Raw genomic sequence first — 20351 nt, forward strand, 5'->3', positions numbered from 1 at the left:
AGTCCGAAAGTGGGCTGCCCTTTTATTATTCAATCAGGTAATGCTATTCTCTGCTTTCTGTTCTAACTTTGTGACTTCTGTGGAGAGGGCATGCTCAACTTTCTTATGCGTTCCGTCGTTTTAGGGCTGGTGACAGCTTTGCTGGTGTTACTCGCTGTTCCCTCTCTTCGTAGTAATGTGATTACAACCACGCTGGATGTATCGCCACAAGATGCCAGTTCTCTGCAAATCTCATTTAATCAGGCGGTGAGAAATGCTGCGCCTGCGGTGGTCAATATTTACAGCCGAAAATACGTTGAAAACGACCGTAGTAAGCTGTCAACGCAAGGGTTGGGTTCTGGTGTCATCGTCAGTGAAAAAGGCTATATCATCACCAACTACCATGTGGTCGCTCAAGCCGATCAAATCGTTGTGGCGTTGCAAGATGGCCGAGTCGCCGCCGCGCAATTGGTGGGCAAAGATCGTCGCACTGACATCGCCATTTTGCGTATCGAAGGCAGCAACTTACCTGTCATTCCGTTAAATTCAAACTACAAAGCCAAAGTTGGTGATGTGGTGTTGGCGATAGGTAATCCTTATAACCTCGGGCAAACCACCACCTTTGGTATTATTTCGGCCACCGGCCGCTCTTCCATCAGTGCTGATGGCAGGCAAGCTTTTATTCAGACTGATGCCGCGATCAACGAAGGCAACTCAGGCGGAGCTTTAGTCAATACCAAAGGCGAGTTGGTTGGTATCAACACCGCCTCTTTTCAGCAAGCCACCGATCTGGAAACTTATGGTATTTCTTTCGCCATCCCTTTCCCTCTGGCAAATAAAATCATGGAAAAGATCATTGCCGATGGCCGAGTGATCCGAGGTTATATTGGTATTGATGGGCAAGACATTAATGCCGTCACTGCGCGCTTGCTCGGTAATGAGCATATTGGTGGCATCGTCGTATTGGGTGTCGATCCCAACGGCCCGGCCGCAAACGCCGGTTTTGAAGCACAAGACATCATCTTAAGTATTGATGACAAGAAGATCCAAGGTCGTCAGAGTGTGATGGATATTGTGACCGATCTACGTCCGGGGACAACCGTCGATGTCGGTATCATCCGCAAAGGACAAGAGATGACGCTGAAAGTGACGATTGCGGAAGATAACCGAGAAATCTAATCTCAGTTCAAACAATCTAATCCGAGTGATAACAAGAACCCCAAGCCTAGGCTTGGGGTTCTTTTTCTGCTTCTATTACGCGTCGGTGGCCGTTTCTGAACCATCCGATGAGTCACTTTGCTCGAGCTCAATACGAGTGACTCGCTGCAAGCCACGTGGCAATAAACCACCTCGACGGCCTCGTTCTCCACGGAAGTTATCCAAATCGGCAGGCTTCAAGCCCAACTTACGTTTGCCTGCGTACAGCGTCAGTGAAGCGCCTTTTGGCAAAGCAATCAAATGCGACAGGATCTCTTCTTTCGCTTTGGCTTTCGCCGCTGGAATATTGATGATCTTATTCCCTTTACCTTTACCAAGTTGCGGCAAGTCTTTAATTGGGAACATCAACATACGGCCTTGGTTGGTAATGGCAAGAATATCGTCATTGTCCAAATCCAATACCGCCGATGGTGTCATCACTTCTGCGTTTTCAGGCAACGACACCAATGCTTTACCACTGCGGTTTTTCGACAACAAATCACTGCCTTTACACACGAAGCCATAACCCGCATCAGAGCCAATCAGCCATAGCTGTTCTTCTTCACCCATGATCACTTGGCGAATACTGCTTCCTGGCGTGATGTTGAGGCGGCCAGTAATCGGCTCACCTTGACCGCGAGCCGAAGGCAGGGTGTGCGATTCTAATGAGTAACTGCGGCCATCTGAACCAAGCAGCACCGCTTGCTGGTTACTCTTACCACACGCATGCGCCAGATAGCTGTCACCCGCTTTGTAGCTCAACCCCTGACAATCCACTTCATGGCCTTTGGCGTGACGAATCCAACCTTTCTCTGACAAGACAACGGTGATCGCTTCATTCGGCATCAGGTCACGTTCAGTCAGTGCTTTCGCTTCTTCACGAACCACTAGCGGAGAACGGCGATCATCACCAAATTTCTCTGCATCCGCACGGATCTCTTTTTTCAGCAAGGTATTCAGACGACGCTCAGAACCCAGTAACTCTTCCAGTTTCTTACGTTCTTTTTCCAGCTCATCTTGTTCACCGCGGATCTTCATCTCTTCCAATTTGGCTAAGTGACGAAGTTTGGTATCCAGAATCGCATCGGCTTGAATATCGGTAATGCCAAATCTGGCCATCAATACCGCTTTAGGATCGTCTTCAGTACGAATGATCTCAATCACCTCATCGATGTTGAGATACGCGATCAACAAACCTTCCAAGATGTGCAAGCGAGCCAGCACTTTATCAAGACGGTATTGCAAGCGTGAACGTACCGTTTCGCGACGGAAAGTGATCCATTCCGTCAAAATCTGTACCAAGCCTTTCACTTGTGGGCGGTTGTCGAGACCAATCATGTTTAAGTTAACACGATAGCTCTTCTCCAAATCGGTGGACGCGAACAGGTGGTTCATCAACTGGTCGCAATCAACGCGATTTGAGCGCGGTACAATCACAATACGAGTTGGGTTTTCGTGGTCAGACTCATCACGCAAGTCTTCCACCATCGGCAATTTTTTCGCACGCATTTGCGCGGCAATTTGCTCAAGCAGCTTGGCCCCTGAGACTTGATGCGGGAGCGCCGTGATAACGATGTCACTGCCCTCTTTGCACCAAACCGCGCGCATTTTCACGCTGCCACGGCCACTGCGATACATTTTTTCCAGATCGCTACTTGGGGTAATGATCTCCGCTTCTGTCGGGAAATCAGGCCCTTTGACGTACTGCATTAAATCCATCAGCGGCGCAGCTGGATTATCAATCAAATGAATGGTGGCATCCGCAACTTCACGTACGTTATGAGGAGGAATGTCCGTCGCCATACCCACCGCAATGCCTGTCACACCATTGAGAAGAATGTGAGGCAAACGTGCTGGCAGCATTTTTGGCTCTTTCATCGTGCCATCAAAGTTAGGCTGCCACTCGACCGTACCTTGACCAAGCTCTCCCAGAAGCACATCGGCAAACTTCGACAATTTGGCTTCGGTATAACGCATCGCGGCGAACGATTTCGGATCATCCGGTGCACCCCAGTTGCCTTGGCCGTCCACCAACGGATAGCGGTATGAGAATGGCTGTGCCATCAGCACCATCGCTTCATAACATGCTGAGTCGCCGTGTGGATGGTACTTACCCAACACGTCACCCACCGTACGCGCTGATTTTTTGTATTTTGCCGCTGCCGAAAGCCCAAGCTCCGACATGGCGTAGATAATACGTCGTTGAACCGGTTTCAGACCGTCACCAATATAAGGCAACGCACGATCCATAATGACGTACATCGAATAGTTTAGATAAGCATCTTCGGTGAACTTGCGCATTGGCAATTGTTCGACGCCATCATAAGTAATTTCTGTAGACATCTATTAAACCTCTGCCATATCGCCGTTGTTTTGTAACCAGCTACGACGGTCATCTGCGCGTTTTTTACCCAGCAGCATGTCCATCATTTCCATGGTCGCCTCTGAGTCATCAATGGTGAGTTGCACCAGACGACGCGTATTGGGATCCATCGTGGTTTCACGCAACTGCAGTGGGTTCATCTCACCCAGACCTTTGAATCGTTGCACGTTAATTTTGGCGCGCTTCTGGCTTAGGCGTTCTAACACGCCATCTTTTTCTGCATCATCCAGCGCATAGAACACCTCTTTGCCGCAATCAATACGATACAGTGGTGGCATTGCTACGTAGATATGTCCCGCTTCAACTAGCGCTCGGAAATGACGTGTGAATAGCGCACACAAGAGTGTCGCAATGTGCAGACCATCCGAGTCCGCATCGGCGAGGATACAGATTTTGCCGTAACGCAGCCCTTCAAGATTGTCGCTATCTGGATCAATCCCTAGTGCGACAGAAATATCGTGCACTTCTTGAGACGCCAATACTTGATCGGCAGAAACTTCCCAAGTATTTAAGATTTTACCACGCAGCGGCATCACGGCTTGGAATTCACGATCACGCGCTTGCTTGGCACTGCCGCCTGCCGAATCCCCTTCCACGAAGAAGATTTCAGTACGAGCTAAGTCTTGCACGGAACAATCGGTCAACTTACCTGGTAAAGCTGGGCCTGATGCAATCTTTTTACGCACGACTTTCTTGCTCGCACGCATACGGCGGTGAGCGTTTGCAATACACACTTCCGCGAGTTGCTCGGCAAGTTGCGGCTTTTCATTTAACCACAAGCTAAAAGTGTCTTTTACCACCCCAGAGACAAACGCCGCGGTTTGACGAGAAGAAAGGCGCTCTTTGGTTTGGCCAGCAAACTGCGGATCTTGCATCTTCACCGACAGTACGTAAGAACAGCGGTCGAAAACGTCTTCACCCGTTAACTTTACGCCACGCGGCAGTAAGTTGCGGAATTCACAGAACTCACGCATCGCATCCAACAAACCTTGACGTAAACCGTTCACATGCGTACCGCCTTGTGCGGTTGGGATCAGGTTAACGTAGCTTTCGGTGATCATCTCACCGCCTTCTGGCTGCCAGATCACCGCCCAATCCGCGGCTTCTGTTTCTGCCGAAAATTGGCCTGTAAATGGCTCTTCAGGTAGTAAGGTGTAACCCTTCACCCCTTCAATCAAATAATCTTTCAAACCATCTTGGTAGAGCCACTGATGCTCTTTACCATTCACACGATCACTGAAAGTAATTTCCAAACCTGGGCAAAGGACCGCCTTCGCACGCAAGTTATTCACTAAGCGCGTAACCGAGAAGTTTGGCGAATCAAAGTATTTGGTGTCTGGCCAGAAGTGCACGCTGGTACCGCGATTACGACGACCACTCGTCCCCGTCACAGTGAGATCCGACACTTTGTCACCATGTTCAAAAGCGATTTCGTAAACCTGACCATCTCGACGTACTGTCACTTCAACCCTTTTAGACAGGGCGTTCACCACCGAAATACCTACCCCGTGCAAACCACCAGAAAACTGATAGTTTTTGTTGGAGAATTTACCACCAGCGTGCAGCTTACATAGGATCAGCTCAACGCCCGAGACTTTCTCTTCTGGGTGGATATCGACGGGCATGCCTCGACCATCATCGATCACTTCCAGTGATTGGTCTGCATGTAGGATGACTTGTACTTTGGAGGCATGTCCGGCCAGCGCTTCATCGACACTGTTATCGATAACTTCTTGGCCCAAATGGTTCGGGCGCGCTGTATCCGTATACATCCCTGGTCGGCGACGTACTGGCTCTAAACCATTCAGTACTTCAATGGCACCAGCATTATATTGTTCAGTCATAATACGGAATCGTTCTCAATGTTTACCTGTTGTCTGAGCCTAGTTGGTCGCACTTTTGCACCAACTGGCGACAACGAAAAAGCTACCCTGTTACTCACAGAGCGTGACTCTGTGCGTTTCACGGTAGCTGTATTCGGAGAAACATAGTCGGAAAGCAGTGCGACTATGTCAAGAAACGGTTGGATATCAGAGGTAAAATTATGAGCCCCTCCTAATCCTGTCTCTGAGTGGTAGCGTTACAAACCAAGAAAGTGAATGATTCGCTCTGGATAGCGTTCAAAGCCAACAAAACTATGATCGCCTCCCTCTTCTACCGTTTGTGCAGAACCTGCGTACTTTTCCACTGCCTGACGGTAGTCCAGCACTTCATCTTCGGTTTGCTGCAATAGCCAGAAAGATTCTGGATTCGCGACCTCTTTTACCTCAAGCGCTTTCAATTCGTCAATATGACGCGCTTCGAGTGTATAGCTTTCATGCGTATATGGGTTAGTTTGTGGCCCTAGATAGTCAGCCAACAGCTCATACGGCTTCACCGCTGGGTTGACAACCACAGCGCGAAAACCAAACTCGGCATTGAGCCAAGTCGACAAATAACCACCGAGCGAACTCCCCACCAAACCAATACGATGAGTGGTTTTATGTTGCTGAGCGATCTCTAGCAAACACTCTGCAGCCGCTTGCGGAAAACTCGGTAACTGCGGCACCACAACCTTGATGTCAGGTCGGTGTTGCTCGCAATATTCACGCATCAGGTTGGCTTTCATCGATAACGGCGAGCTGTTAAACCCATGAATGTAGAGCAGCAGTGAAGGCTTAGGATGGCTCATATCAGTAACCACTTGAGCTAAAATCAGGTAAAAAACAGCCCGAAGCTAGGCGTTGCACTTGAGTGGTGATCTCACCATTGGCATGCAGTGTTAATTCGCGCCAACCGGGTGAAACCGTGTCGAGCGCAAAATCGTCAGATTGCGGTTTGAACTGAACACATGTTGATGGGGTTGCCATCACACGAATGCCTTTGTGCATCACATTCATATCTTGATGAACGTGACCACACACAATGCCTTTCACCATAGGAAAACGTTCAACAATTTGCCAAAACGCCTCTGCATCTTTCAACGTATGCTGATCTAACCAAGCACTACCCACCAGCAGTGGATGGTGGTGAAGTAAAATTAAGGTGTTTTTCTCTGGCGACGCCTGCAAATAATGCTCCAGCATCGACAACTGTTGATCACTGAGGCGACCATGTGGCACACCGACGACTTGGGAATCCAGCAAAATCAGTTGCCAATGAGGATTAAGCGCCACCTGCTCTGGTGTAGTAATTTGAGGGGAAGGTAAAACACTCGACATATTGGGTTTATAGTCGTGGTTACCTGGCAACCAAAAGCAGGCTTTCTCTAGTGGCGCAATTCCGTCAGCAAAACGCTGGTAAGAAGCCGCACTATGGTCTTGAGAAATGTCACCGGTTGCTAATATATAGTCAAACTCAACATGGCGCGCTATCACTTGCTCGACAACGGCCTGAAAACTTTGGAGTGTTTTAACACTCAGCAAACTGCCCTCATCCGATGCAAAGAGATGAGTATCCGTAATCTGTAACAGCTTAATACTGTTCTCGCTGAGCGTATCACTGGATGTATGTTGCAAAATGAAAACCTGACTCTGTTATTCTTCTTTAAATGTTATTGGGGCTCGGCTAATACCGCTTTTTAAACAAAAGGTCAGCCACTCACCAAGAAACGCATTCAATTGATGCTTTTCATCTTTCTGCATCAACGTTTCATTTGGGTAGTCGTATTTCGCTTTGAATCGAACATGCTCACCACTCGAGAGCACTTCCGCGACTCTGGCATCGTGATAAAGCCTGACAGACATCGTAGGTAAAGGAAATAACGGTATGTCATCACTCTGACATATCTCCACTATGGTGGTGTATTTTGTGACCTCTTTCACTGTCATTTGGTAGATCATGTTTACGACCTGATAGCAGCGAACATCACCCACTTCAGCGTTGAACGGCAGCAAAGCATTTAATTTGGCATAATTCGTCTCATAGGTTCTCATTAACCCTGCCAAATCAACATAATAAGGTTGTTTTGCTGCTGCTAAACCCATCACTCAATCTCCAACCACTGTGACTTTAACTGCAAGTGATTTAACTCTAACCATTGTAAGGCGATAATTGAGGCACCATTCTCGATTTTGCCGCGTTTGACCAAATCGTAGGCTTGCTCACGTGTCATCACATGCACACGGATATCTTCATCTTCATAGTCTAAACCATGAATGCCATGCGCTTTAGAGGCATCCACTTCACCGATAAAAACATCCAGCTTTTCTGAACAGCCACCCGCTGAAGGATAATACGAAACCACCGAAACAAGTTGTCCGACTTCTAGGCCAGCTTCTTCTTGCGCCTCTCGACGCACGACATCATCCGCCGATTCATCACGATCGATCATGCCTGCGACAATTTCCAACTGCCAAGGATGCTGATGCTCCAGTGCTCCGACACGAATTTGTTCAATTAACACCACTTCATCACGAATAGGATCGTAGGGAAGCATTGCAGCAGCATGACCACGTTCAAACATTTCACGTTCGATCACATTGCTCCACCCACCGGCAAATAACTTATGGCGGAAGCGGTACTTGATCATCTTGAAAAATCCCTGAAAGAGTGGCTCTTTTGAGAGAACCTCTACATCTTCTGGAGTGAAAACAGCGTGTTGTTTGTCATCCTGTTGCATTTCGCACCTCACTGAGTGAATCTTGTAGTTTACTCACTGTTTAAACATGACTCAAAGGACATTGCTCAACTTTTTATATAATTGTTCTAAAAATTTTTAGGTTTAAACGACTTGCTTATTGCACAACTGGACAGCTAAAAATAAAAAGTGCAGAATTTAGGGCAAATATCCAGCAACTTGAGTTAAACTCTTGAGAATTAATCAAACTATACATGGCGAGAATGGAAAATGAAAAAACTGCTTCCTCTACTTATTGGTGCAGCGCTAGGTAGCCTGAGTTCTTCAGTGTGGGCTGATTCCTTGGCAGAAATCTATGATCTGGCAAAGCAAAACGATCCACAGTTATTGAGCGTACAAGCTAAACGTGACGCCGCATTTGAAGCGGTCACTTCTAGCCGTAGTACCTTATTACCGCAAATTAATTTAACCGCAGGTTATAACATTAACCGTAGCGATGTTGATCCTCGTGATAGCGACAAACTATCTGCTGGGATTAATTTCTCTCAGGAACTGTATCAGCGTTCGTCTTGGATCACGCTAGACAACGCAGAGAAAAGCGCTCGCCAAGCAGATGCGGCATACGCAGCGACGCAACAGGGTTTGATCTTAAGAACCGCGCAAGCGTACTTTGAGGTGCTAAAAGCGCAAGACAACTTAGAATTTGTCCGTGCAGAAAAAGCGGCGGTTGCTCGTCAGCTAGAGCAAACCAAACAACGTTTTGAAGTGGGTCTGTCGGCCATTACAGACGTGCATGACGCCCAAGCGCAATACGATGGCGTATTAGCTGACGAAGTTCTGGCCGAAAACAGCCTAACCAACAGTTATGAAGCGTTGCGTGAAATCACAGGTCAAGAGCATAAAAACCTGAATGTCTTAGATACCAAGCGTTTCTCAGCAAGCCGCTCAAACGCTTCGGCTGAAACCCTGATCGAAGAAGCGCAAGAGAAAAACTTGAGCTTACTGTCAGCGCGCATCACAAAAGACATCGCCAAAGACAATATTTCTCTGGCCAGTTCAGGTCACCTGCCTTCATTGACCTTGGATGGTGGCTACAATTACGGCAATGAAACCAATAGTAACAATGGCTCTGTCCTGAACAATAGCGGTGATGACTACACAACAAACGATTTTAGTTTGGGTCTTAATTTGGTGGTTCCACTCTATACCGGTGGTAATACAACGTCGCAAACCAAACAAGCTGAGTTTAATTACGTCTCAGCGAGCCAAGATCTCGAAGCCACTTATCGCGGTGTCGTGAAAGAAGTTCGAGCGCAAAACAACAACATCAATGCCTCAATCGGTGCACTTCGCGCGTATGAGCAATCCGTGGTTTCTGCGCGTTCAGCATTAGAGGCAACCGAAGCAGGCTTTGATGTGGGTACTCGTACAATCGTGGATGTACTTGATGCCACTCGTCGCCTTTACGATGCCAACAAAAACCTATCGAATGCACGCTACAACTACATCTTGAGTGTACTGCAACTTCGTCAGGCGGTGGGTACGCTGAACGAACAAGATGTACTGGATGTTGATGCTGGTTTGGTTGCGAAAAAGTAATCGAAGCCACAAACGCATAAAGAGACACACGCATAAAGAAAAGGGTGACAGCAATGTCACCCTTTTTTGTCTCATATTGATGATGTGTACCGCTCATTGAAAAGCGATGTGGTTAGCCGCGTCCGCCTTTGATTGCATCAATGATCTCTGTGGTTGAACAGCCATCTTCAAAGTTCAGTACTTTTACTTCACCACCTGCAGCAATCACTTCTTTACCACCAGCGATATCTTCTGGCTTGTAATCGCCGCCTTTAACCAACAGATCCGGAAGCACTTCTGAAATCAAACGTTGTGGCGTGTCTTCACTAAACGGTACCACCCAATCAACAGCGCCTAAGCCCGCGAGCACTGCCATACGACGATCGGTTGGATTCACAGGACGGCCAGGACCTTTCAGGCGCTTCACCGACTCATCGGTATTCACGGCAACAATCAGGCGGTCACCCAATTTTGCTGCGTTATTTAGGTAAGAAACATGGCCTGCATGAAGGATGTCGAAGCAGCCATTGGTCATGACCACTTTCTCGCCTTTGGCTTGCGCCGCTTTCACCGCATCAATCAGCGCCGCTTCGGCAATCACACCGAAATCGGTATCACGGCTGCCATGAATGGCTTCTGCTAACTCGATGGTCGATAACGTTGAAGTACCTAACTTACCGACTACGACGCCCGCCGCCGCATTAGCCAATGCACATGCTTCGTCAAGCGGTTTACCTGCTGCAACCGACGCCGCCAAGACAGAAATCACCGTATCGCCGGCACCCGTCACGTCATACACTTCTTTGGCTTGGGTTGGCAAATGGAATGGCTTCTGATCTGGACGAACCAATGTCATGCCATGCTCACTGCGCGTTACCAGCAATGCTCCAAGTTCAAACTTTTCAATCAAGCCTAATGCTTTTTCCACCAAGTCATCATCGGATGTCACTTTGCCAACCACCGCTTCAAACTCAGACATGTTTGGTGTGAGCAGAGTGGCGCCACGATAAGGTTCAAAGTTGGTGCCTTTCGGGTCGATAAACACGGGAACATTAGCTGCACGAGCTTTCGCGATCAAAGCCTCAACGTGCTCTAACGCCCCTTTTGCATAATCAGACAGAATCACCGCCTGCACGTGAGGCAGAGCGCGCTCCATGCGTGTTAGGACCAACTCAGGATCGGTGCCTTCAAACTTGTCTTCAAAATCTAAGCGAATCAATTGCTGACCACGGCTCATCACACGCAATTTGGTGATGGTTGGGTATTCAGGAAGCGCAACAAAATCGCATTTTACTTTTAACGAATTCAGGGTTTCGGTCAGCACTTTCGCTGGCTCATCCATCCCTGTTAAACCCACAATGCGCGCATGACCACCAAGCGAGGCAATGTTCATTGCTACGTTTGCCGCTCCGCCTGGGCGCTCTTCATTGTTCTCTACTTTTACAACAGGTACTGGGGCTTCTGGTGAAATACGACTTGTTGGGCCATACCAGTAACGGTCTAGCATCACATCGCCAATGATCAGTACACCTGCATTGTTGTAATCAGGTAGGATTGGTTTCATTCTCGGTCTCCAATTTTTTTGCTGCGCTGAGTGTAACACAGCCTTTATCGGGTCTAAATAGTTGAGGATTCAAGCCACTCTTGCCAAGCTTTGCTGACCCCTTGGCGCAACGCAACAAACTTATCGAGAGCAACATCGGCCTCTAAGTTGAGCAAATTGCGTCGGTGAATTTCATCACGCATCGTCGTGTATGCTTGAGTGAGCAACATCGCCTGCGCTTCTTCCATGACCCCTTGAGCAATCAAGGTTTCAAAGATGCGCACGTTATCGCACCAACGTGTCAACTTCGGCTTTTCAGCACTGTAGTTCAACACTAGGTATTGAGCCAAAAACTCGATATCGGTGATCCCGCCCTGATCTTGCTTCAACATAAAGCGATCGGATTTTTTCCCGCCAAGATGATCACGCATTTTCGCACGCATATCGGCGACCTCTTTTTGCAGCTTGGCTTGATCACGCTGTTTGGCCAGCACTTGGTGGCGCACTCGATGGAACTCACTGGCAAGGTGTTCATCACCATAAATCATACGAGCGCGCACTAATGCTTGGTGCTCCCACGTCCAGGCATCATTATGCTGATATTCTTCAAAGGCATCGACAGGGCAAACCAGCAACCCAGAAGCGCCGGAAGGGCGTAAGCGCGTATCGACTTCATACAAAATGCCCGACGCAGTTCGCGTTGAGAAAATATGGATGATGCGCTGCGCTAAGCGCAGGTAAAACTGACGCCCGTCGATCTCTTTCTTACCATCGGTATAAACGTTCACCGGGCAATCATGCAAGAAAACCACATCAAGATCCGAATTGTAGCCTAACTCCCACCCGCCCACTTTACCGTAGCCGACCACCGCAAAGCCTTTGCCCTCACGGTCTTTAAGGTGCGTTGGTTCGCCATATTTCTCCGCGACCTGTTGCCAAGCTTGATGTACCACCGCTTCAACAATCGCTTCTGCCAAGTAGGTTAAGTGATCACTCACTTTCATGACGGGCAAGACACCCGCGATGTCTGCCGCGGCAATGCGTAAGCTACAAATCTGTTTGAACTGACGCAGCGCATCCATCTGTTGTTCAACATCGTCCTCTGGGATTCGGGCCAGAAAATCTCGCAATTCGGTGCGATAAGCATCAAGTGCAATCGGGTTGTACAACTGCTGTGGGTCGATCAGTTCATCCAACAAAATGGGGTAACGTGCGAGCTGCTCAGAAATCATCGGGCTGGCCGTGCACAGACGCACCAACTGCGTTAACGCCGCAGGGTGCTCATCGAGCAGCTCAAGGTAAGTGGTACGAGTGGCGATGTTGTGCAGCAAATGCAAAACGCGTGGTAAGCCAAATTGTGCATCGGCATCGGCAAAGATGGCTGAAAAAAGTTTTGGCATCAGTCGATTGAGCACTTCTCGCCCGCGAGGCCCTAAGGTTTTCTTGGCCAGATCCGCCTTGAATTGAATGATTTGCTCTGACGTCGTGGCGCAATTTTGGCAAGCCAAGTCATTTTGTAGAATCTGCTCAATGACCTCTGGGTTATGGGACATATCCCACAACTCATTAAAGTGACGTTCCACCGGGCTCACTTCATCTTCTTCATCACCGATCAGATTAACAAACACGGCGTGTACTTTTACCATGTGTTGCTGCACATCATTTTGCAGCGCTTGCCACTGTGAATAGCCCATCGCCACCGCTAAAGCGAGCTGTTCTAATTCGTTATCAGGCAAGGTTTGCGTCTGTTTGTCTGCCATCGCTTGTAATAGGTTTTCTAAGCGTCGTAAATACTTGTAAGCCTCAACCAGATGACACACTTGCGCCTCTTCCAGCAATTGCAGTTGCTTAATTGCCTCTAGCGTCACCAATAGGCCTCGCTGGCGCAAAGCCGGTTCACGCCCACCACGAATCAGTTGGAACACTTGGGCGATAAACTCAATTTCACGAATGCCCCCCGCGCCCAGTTTGATGTTGTTGCTTAAGCCGCGACGACGTACTTCACTGCTGATCATTGATTTCATCCGACGCAGCGATTGAATGGCACTGAAGTCGATATAGCGACGGAAAACAAACGGTCTGAGCATCTGGCGCAGCTCTTGGTATTCAGGGTACATTTCGCGCCCCATCACCCGCGCTTTGATCATCGCGTAGCGTTCCCAATCTCGCCCCTGCTCTTGGTAGTAATCTTCCAAAGCCGCATAACTCATCACTAACGGGCCACTTTCGCCAAACGGGCGTAAGCGCATGTCGACTCGATAACAGAAACCATCGAAGGTCTGCTGATCCAGCGCTTTAATGAGGCGTTGCCCCAAACGAGTGAAAAACTGTGCGTTGGCGATGCTACGACGTGCACCTTGTGTTTCGCCATTTTCAGGGTAAGTAAAAATCAAATCGATGTCGGAGGAAAAGTTAAGTTCGCCGCCTCCCAGTTTCCCCATCCCAATGATCAGCATCGGTTGCGCTTCGCCTTGCGCATTGGTCGGGGTTCCCCATTCTTGGCAGCACAACTGATATTGCCACTGGTATGTTTCAAAGATCATCGCCTCAGCCAACTCCGAAAGATGACTTAGGGATGCCTCAAGACTCCAAGCCTGAGTAAAATCTTTCCAAGCGATGTAGACCATTTCTCGGTTACGAAATTGACGCAATACTCGGTGGCCCGCCACTTCATCGTGACACGCTTGTAACTGCTCAGCCAAACGAGTTCGATAGGCTTCTTGTCGGCTTTCTTGCGCCAACATTTCTGGAAGACTCTCGGCCAATTGAGCATCGCGCAGAACCGTTTCCACCACAAACTTGCTCAGTCCTGAAATAAACTGAAATTGTGTGATAAGCGCTTGCGGCCAGTGTTCAAGATAACCAGACTGCTGGGCATTTTGCATTGCCAGTTCAGCGACAGGGATCAAAGGGGATGGCAGCGACATTTTTCTTCCTTGTTCTTGTTGAGCGATTGTTCTTATTTATATCAGACTTACTGCAATAAAAAACGCCCACATGAGTAATGTGGGCGTTTCACTGTGACTAAAAGCTTAGACTTTGAAAGATTTGATTTTCTTATCCAACTCTTCCGCGTTGCCTTGCATCATTTCCGAGGTTTCCAGCAGCTCACTGACCACCACGACCGATGCTTCCACTAACTCACGCACATTGGAAAGGTTTTGGTCCATTTCCGCGGCAACACTGCTCTGCTGGCCGGCTGCCGTCGCGATTTGCAAGTTCATGTCATTGATGCTGGTTACCTGACCAACAATGCCATCCAGTTCCGTTCCGGCGTTGGACACCAACTCAACGCCTTCTGCCGCTTGCACTACGCTCTTTTCCATTAGGTCAACGGCACTGCTGGCACTGGTTTGCAGCTGAGTGATCATGTCTTGAATCTCTACCGTTGCCGTTTGAGTGCGCTGAGCCAAGTTGCGAACTTCATCGGCAACAACGGCAAAGCCACGACCCGCCTCACCAGCACGTGCGGCTTCAATCGCCGCGTTCAGTGCCAACAAGTTGGTTTGTTCTGAAATGCCTTGAATGGTGCCAACCACACTACCAATGGCACCAACTCGCTCTTCCACTTGGTTCACCGCTTGAGCTGAAGAAGCAATGTCTGACGACAATTGACTCATTTTCGACACAGTGCCTTGCAAGAATTGCTGGCCCTTTTTCGCTTGTTGCGAGGCTTGCTCGGTCAAACTCGACGCATTGTTGGCGTGATCGGCCACGGTTTGTACCGTAGAGGTCATTTCGCTCATCGCCGTCGCCAGTTGATCAATTTCATTAAACTCTTCTTGTGCCGACTCTTTGGTTTCCGACATGCTCAGCGTCATCACTTCCGTCAGCCCCGCCAGTTCATCTGAGGCGTTGATCTGCATTTTGATCATATCGTGCAATTGCTGACGGGTTTTCTCCAGCTCACGCGCCACATCGCCATACTCATCTTTACAAGCCATGCCAAACGGAACTGAAAGGTTTCTTTGCGCCATCAATTTGATCGCATCATTTAAATAGCGAGTTTGACGCAGCATCACGCTGGCAGCCGCCATCAAGAGAACCACAAACACAACAATCAATAAGCCAGTTTGCCAAGCCACTTGAACCATGTATTCATCGTAATGTTGTTGCGCGAGTTGCTCATTTTGCGTTGCCGCCAACAAAGCTTGATAGAAGGTGCTTGCATCCCAAAGCTGTTTACCAACAATCAAAACGGTACTGAACACCATCAACAAAATCATTTTGGGAACGAGGCGAATGTCAGAGATCACCCTTTCCCAGGGCTTAAAAGCCAGCTTTTCCATTGTTGTTTCTCCACCAGTTCTTTTATAGTCGTATCAAGAAGATGTTGCCTTTGGGCACTTTGCTTAAATACTTTGCGCGTTAAAAACGCCACCTTGCTATTTATTTCGAGCCCCGTATGAAAAGTAATGATATCAAAGAGAACACCAAACCGATGAGTCTGTTATCACTAATCTTGTCTTTTATGGCGCTATTTGTGATCTCTGGCTTACTGTTTTTTCCTTTGGATGCAGAGACCCGACAAGTTCTTATCGGTCTCGATTTCATAATCTGTAGTATTTTTCTTCTTCAGCTCAGTGTAGATTTGATCCGCGCCGCAGATAAGCGTCAATACCTCAAAACTCATTGGATCGATATTCTTGCCAGTTTACCCATGATTGAGCCGCTGAGATTTGCCCGCTTGTTCCATATCTTGCGCGTGATCCTCGTATTGCGTTCTTCTCGCTTTATTCTCAATCAGCTCAAAGAAAATCGCAAAGAGACCACCATTGCGACGATTTTACTTTTGCTCGTGGTCTTGGTAACTATCGGCTCTGGCATGATGCTGTTTATTGAAGGGAAAAATCCGGCGTCGAATATTCAAACCGGAACGGACGCCCTTTGGTGGGCGTTTGTGACGATTTCGACCGTTGGTTACGGTGATCATTATCCAGTAACAGATGGGGGGAAATTGCTGGCGGTGGTGATCATCATGAGCGGCGTTGGCTTATTTGGTATGATTTCCGGTTTGATCACCTCGATACTGACCACACCGAGCAAACAGCAAACCAATCGAGCCATCAACAAGGAAAAGATGCTAGAAACCCTCCTCGAGCAACAGCATGAAATTTTAGAGCGGCTGAAACGACTTGAAGAACAGCAAAAAAAATAGGGCGTATCGCCCTATTCTTATCTCTATTCATCATTAATGACGCCAGTATGGCTCTGCTTCCACACCAATGGCGCGAGTTTGATCCATCGCATGCAACATCGAGCGCTCCTGACGAATCAACCAGCGTTCCAGTTGCTCTTTCTCTTCGCCTTCGAGTTTATCTACCAGCGGGATCAAATGGCGCAGCATTAAGAGATCATCAATACCATGGATCAAATCGGCCCAAGGCATACGGAAGCTATTACGCTCTTCTGCATCATACAAGCTGGCAAAGCCCACACCAGTATAGAGGTTACGCATCAAACGATAGCGTTGATCGATGTACTCTTGTGCCGACATGCTTCTTTCTGCCGGAAACGCTTCCATCAACTCAGCCCAAGTGCGATCAAGTTGCTTAACAGAAAAATCACGGATCGCGCTGGCCATCTTTTCTCTTGCTTTGTCATCAAGGAATGGCTGCCAACCTCGCGTTAAAATCCAACGGCTCAAATCGAGCAGTAATCCGGTATAACGCGCACTGGTGAGTAAGGTCAGCACCTCTTCTCGATCGGGCAACTCTTCAAATTGCTGGGTTAACTCCGCCACTAAGAACTTGCGTGCATCCAATTTACGCAGCACATTGCCTTTGTCATCGAGAAGTTCCGTTAAATGTGCATGTTCAGACAACCACGCTAGCTCTTCTTCTAGCCATTTAAGCTCTTGACGCAGAATCGCACTGGCGCGTCGTGGCACGACACCGCCATAAATGGTCAAGGTTTGGCGAATAAAGCTGATGGCGTGGCTGATTTCATGTAACGCTTCCACCGATTCGCGTTCCACATAAATTTGCTCGTGATAGTGCCAGTGGGAAAGGGCATGCTCGAGTGAGTTGATCAAACAATATTCCACATTGTCCATCTTGCCCGTGTCCACTAGGCTCAATGGTTTCACTTCGTCGCCTTGGTAACCTAAAGCCAAGCGATAACCTTTCGCCGCTTTACTTAAATTGCCTAAACGCATACCGCCAGACTCACACAAATGGCGAGCAAGGGTAAATAAGGCTTCGGTTTGGCCTGATTTCAGTTCTAACTCCACCTCACAGATGGGATCTTGCTTATCCTCTGCGCTCACCATTCCTTGGTCAAACGCCACTTCGACTTGGCTACCATCGGGCATACCAATCAGCCATTGTTCGCGGGTAAAGTTCGTAGAGAACAGCGCCATCAATTCCGATTGCAAAGTGTCAATATCTTTACCTTGCGGCCAAATATCACCAGGATGTAAATGAAGATTTGGTGTATTGCAGGTATGTTCTGCGTTGTATTCAGGGCGTTGATGTAAGCCTGCAACAACGCGTCCTGCCGTCTTGACAGTTTGCACGAAAACATCATCAAAGCGGCGTATCCGTAAGCCTGTATCGTGTTGGCGAAGCCAGTTGTCTGGCGTATCAAAATAGGTGTTTCCTAAATCGCGACAACTGTGCTGAAGTACTTTGGTTTCGGCGATTTTTTCGCGCAAAGTTTCTGAAAATTCAGGAGAAACAAAAAACTTCAGTTCTATCTCGGTTTCCATAGTTATACCTTCTCAAGCAGACTGGGACAGGATATTGCCTAATTTCTCGAGGGGCAAGAAAGAAATATCGCACTAATGATGATCTAAAACAGTTTTAATGATGGATTTAATGCGTTAACATGCGCGCCTTTATAGCCATCGCTCAACATTTCACCACGAAATGGTGTATGTTCTTTTAAGGTTATATTTATTAGGTTGAATGACCATGCCAATGAATACAATTATGGGGTTATTTGCAAAGTCCCCTATCAAGCCTTTGCAGCGTCACGTAGTTTGTGTCAACGAATGTTGCGGACACCTAATCAATTTCTTTGAAGTTTGTTCAGAGGGTGATTGGGAAAAAGCAGCAGAAATCCGTGCTCAAATCTCACATCTAGAGAAAGAAGCGGATGTTCTAAAACGTGAAATTCGTCTGAAACTTCCTCGCGGTTTGTTCCTGCCAGTCGATCGTACTGACATGCTTGAGCTACTGACTCAGCAAGACAAACTCGCCAACTTAGCAAAGGACATTGCAGGCCGTGTTTACGGTCGTAAGCTGATGATTCCTGAAGCACTCCAACCCAATTTCATTGCTTATGTTCAACGTTGTCTTGATGCGGCTAACCAAGCGCAAAACGTGATCAATGAGCTTGATGAGCTTCTTGAAACTGGATTCAAAGGGCGTGAAGTCACGCTGGTTGCAGAAATGATTAATCAATTGGATGTCATTGAAGATGACACTGATGCGATGCAAATCGGCCTGCGTCAGCAACTGATGACCATTGAGTCTGAGATGAACCCTATCGATGTCATGTTCTTGTACAAGATTCTTGAATGGGTAGGCGGCATTGCAGACCAGGCACAGCGTGTAGGCGCGCGTCTGGAATTGATGCTATCTCGATCTTAATTTTTTAAGTCAACGAAACATAACGAAGAGCATTATCGACCCATCCTGTTTTGGCCAATAACAGTTTTCTGGCTAAGGCAGGATAACGTCTGTTTGATATTGCTCCGCTTGTTATAAATCAACTAGGTATTACGATGGATATCCTTGCGAACTACGGCACTGTCCTGATTATTGTTGCAGCAGCTTTTGGTTTTATGATGGCAATTGGTATTGGCGCGAACGACGTTGCTAATGCGATGGGCACATCGGTAGGCTCAAAAGCACTAACCGTAAAACAAGCGATCATCATTGCGATGATCTTCGAATTTGCGGGTGCATATCTTGCAGGCGGTGAAGTAACCGACACTATCCGTAAAGGTGTTATCGAAACATCTCTCTTTGCTCACCAACCAGATGTTCTTGTCTTCGGTATGATGTCTGCGCTCCTAGCCGCGGGTACATGGCTACTGTTGGCTTCTTACATGGGTTGGCCAGTATCGACCACGCACTCTATTATCGGTGCGATCATCGGTTTCGCCTGCGTTTCAGTCGGTACTGAAGCGGTAGACTGGAGCAGCGTACAAGGCATCGTTGGAAGCTGGATCATTACACCACTGATCTCTGGTTTCTTCGCTTACGTCATTTTCGTCAGCGCACAACGCCTGATTTTCGATACAGAAAAACCATTGATGAACGCCAAGCGTTTCGTACCTGTGTACATGTTTATTACCACTATGGTGATTGCACTGGTTACCATCAAGAAAGGGCTAAAACACGTTGGTCTACACCTGAGCAGCACTGAAGCGTGGTTCTGGTCTGCAGGTGTTTCTGGCCTTGTTATGCTAGGCGGCTACCTCTACATCCAGAAGAAATTCGCTAACCGCGAAGACGATCATGGTTTCGCTGGCGTAGAAAGCATCTTCAGCGTTCTTATGGTCATCACCGCTTGTGCAATGGCATTTGCACACGGCTCAAACGACGTAGCAAACGCGATCGGTCCACTGTCTGCCGTTGTATCAACCATTGAGCACATGGGCGAAGTAACCGCGAAAAGCACTATCGCTTGGTGGATTCTTCCTCTTGGTGGTTTTGGTATTGTTGTGGGTCTTGCGACCATGGGCCACAAAGTAATGGCAACGGTGGGTACAGGTATCACTGAACTGACTCCAAGCCGTGGTTTTGCTGCTCAGCTTGCCACTGCCTCAACCGTTGTACTGGCTTCTGGTACTGGTTTACCAATTTCGACCACACAAACACTTGTGGGTGCGGTATTGGGTGTTGGTTTTGCACGCGGTATCGCAGCACTCAACCTAGGCGTGGTTCGTAACATCGTTGCTTCTTGGGTTGTCACCCTGCCAGCGGGTGCACTGCTTGCCGTGGTGTTCTACTACGCAATGCAAGCGATCTTCGGTTAATTTTCTCGTCATGAGAATGTAAGGCGCGCCGCGATTGTGTAAGCGCCTTGTCATATTTGACTCAAACGCACATTAAGGGAGGCTTTGCCTCCCTTCTTTGTTGCATGCGTCAGGGAAAGTTTTT

15 protein-coding genes are annotated in these 20351 nt (G+C 48.1%); 5 read left to right on the forward strand and 10 right to left on the reverse strand.

All coding sequences use genetic code 11. The features are described from left to right. Positions 1-90 precede the first annotated feature (90 nt). Positions 91-1158 carry an outer membrane-stress sensor serine endopeptidase DegS gene (gene degS, locus AOT11_RS04890; protein WP_011149493.1) on the forward strand — a complete coding sequence of 356 codons (1068 nt, stop codon included), beginning with the start codon at positions 91-93 and terminating at the stop codon, positions 1156-1158. A gap of 75 nt (positions 1159-1233) precedes the next feature. On the opposite strand, the gene parC is transcribed toward degS, so the two are convergent. The 6 genes from parC to nudF form a co-directional block, all read right to left on the reverse strand. Further along, complete coding sequence (gene parC, locus AOT11_RS04895) at positions 1234-3519, reverse strand: DNA topoisomerase IV subunit A (RefSeq protein WP_011078689.1); 2286 nt, start codon at positions 3517-3519, stop codon at positions 1234-1236. Between the two features lie 3 nt (positions 3520-3522). After that, positions 3523-5403 carry a DNA topoisomerase IV subunit B gene (parE, locus tag AOT11_RS04900; protein ID WP_017421285.1) on the reverse strand — a complete coding sequence of 627 codons (1881 nt, stop codon included), beginning with the start codon at positions 5401-5403 and terminating at the stop codon, positions 3523-3525. Positions 5404-5639: 236 nt separating this feature from the next. Further along, a complete protein-coding gene (yqiA, locus tag AOT11_RS04905; RefSeq protein WP_017421284.1) occupies positions 5640-6230 on the reverse strand; it encodes an esterase YqiA in 591 nt (196 codons plus the stop codon). A gap of 1 nt (position 6231) precedes the next feature. Then, positions 6232-7056: a 3',5'-cyclic-AMP phosphodiesterase gene (gene cpdA, locus AOT11_RS04910; protein ID WP_017421283.1), complete on the reverse strand. Its 825-nt coding sequence runs from the start codon at positions 7054-7056 to the stop codon at positions 6232-6234. A gap of 18 nt (positions 7057-7074) precedes the next feature. Continuing rightward, the gene (locus AOT11_RS04915; protein WP_017421282.1) at positions 7075-7524 is read right to left on the reverse strand and encodes a DUF1249 family protein; all 450 of its coding nucleotides are present in this window, start codon (positions 7522-7524) and stop codon (positions 7075-7077) included. Beyond that, a complete protein-coding gene (nudF, locus tag AOT11_RS04920; RefSeq protein WP_026050478.1) occupies positions 7524-8159 on the reverse strand; it encodes an ADP-ribose diphosphatase in 636 nt (211 codons plus the stop codon). The genes AOT11_RS04915 and nudF overlap by 1 nt, the downstream gene beginning before the upstream one ends. A 228-nt stretch (positions 8160-8387) precedes the next feature. Here nudF and tolC point away from each other — a divergent pair, with 228 nt between their 5' ends. After that, complete coding sequence (gene tolC / locus AOT11_RS04925) at positions 8388-9716, forward strand: outer membrane channel protein TolC (protein ID WP_017421280.1); 1329 nt, start codon at positions 8388-8390, stop codon at positions 9714-9716. 112 nt (positions 9717-9828) lie between these two features. On the opposite strand, the gene hldE is transcribed toward tolC, so the two are convergent. From hldE to AOT11_RS04940, 3 genes are all read right to left on the reverse strand, one after another. Continuing rightward, the gene (gene hldE / locus AOT11_RS04930) at positions 9829-11259 is read right to left on the reverse strand and encodes a bifunctional D-glycero-beta-D-manno-heptose-7-phosphate kinase/D-glycero-beta-D-manno-heptose 1-phosphate adenylyltransferase HldE (RefSeq protein WP_011078696.1); all 1431 of its coding nucleotides are present in this window, start codon (positions 11257-11259) and stop codon (positions 9829-9831) included. Positions 11260-11312: 53 nt separating this feature from the next. Beyond that, positions 11313-14165 carry a bifunctional [glutamate--ammonia ligase]-adenylyl-L-tyrosine phosphorylase/[glutamate--ammonia-ligase] adenylyltransferase gene (glnE, locus tag AOT11_RS04935; RefSeq protein WP_017421278.1) on the reverse strand — a complete coding sequence of 951 codons (2853 nt, stop codon included), beginning with the start codon at positions 14163-14165 and terminating at the stop codon, positions 11313-11315. A gap of 105 nt (positions 14166-14270) precedes the next feature. Beyond that, a complete protein-coding gene (locus AOT11_RS04940) occupies positions 14271-15527 on the reverse strand; it encodes a methyl-accepting chemotaxis protein (protein WP_011078698.1) in 1257 nt (418 codons plus the stop codon). A 116-nt stretch (positions 15528-15643) separates the two neighbouring features. Here AOT11_RS04940 and AOT11_RS04945 point away from each other — a divergent pair, with 116 nt between their 5' ends. After that, the gene (locus tag AOT11_RS04945; RefSeq protein WP_017421277.1) at positions 15644-16396 is read left to right on the forward strand and encodes a potassium channel family protein; all 753 of its coding nucleotides are present in this window, start codon (positions 15644-15646) and stop codon (positions 16394-16396) included. 33 nt (positions 16397-16429) lie between these two features. Here the strand turns inward: AOT11_RS04945 and AOT11_RS04950 are convergent, their stop codons facing one another. Continuing rightward, positions 16430-17947, reverse strand: a complete 1518-nt coding sequence (locus tag AOT11_RS04950) for a CYTH and CHAD domain-containing protein (RefSeq protein ID WP_017421276.1) — start codon at positions 17945-17947, stop codon at positions 16430-16432. A 205-nt stretch (positions 17948-18152) separates the two neighbouring features. Between AOT11_RS04950 and AOT11_RS04955 the strand changes: the two genes are divergently transcribed. Further along, entirely contained in the window at positions 18153-18833 is a 681-nt protein-coding gene (locus AOT11_RS04955; RefSeq protein WP_026050476.1) for a TIGR00153 family protein, read from the forward strand. Positions 18834-18967: 134 nt separating this feature from the next. Beyond that, the gene (locus tag AOT11_RS04960) at positions 18968-20227 is read left to right on the forward strand and encodes an inorganic phosphate transporter (RefSeq protein WP_017421275.1); all 1260 of its coding nucleotides are present in this window, start codon (positions 18968-18970) and stop codon (positions 20225-20227) included. Positions 20228-20351 lie beyond the last annotated feature (124 nt).

Origin of the sequence: Vibrio vulnificus NBRC 15645 = ATCC 27562, from assembly GCF_002224265.1 — a bacterium.
Taxonomy (GTDB): Bacteria; Pseudomonadota; Gammaproteobacteria; order Enterobacterales; family Vibrionaceae; genus Vibrio; species Vibrio vulnificus.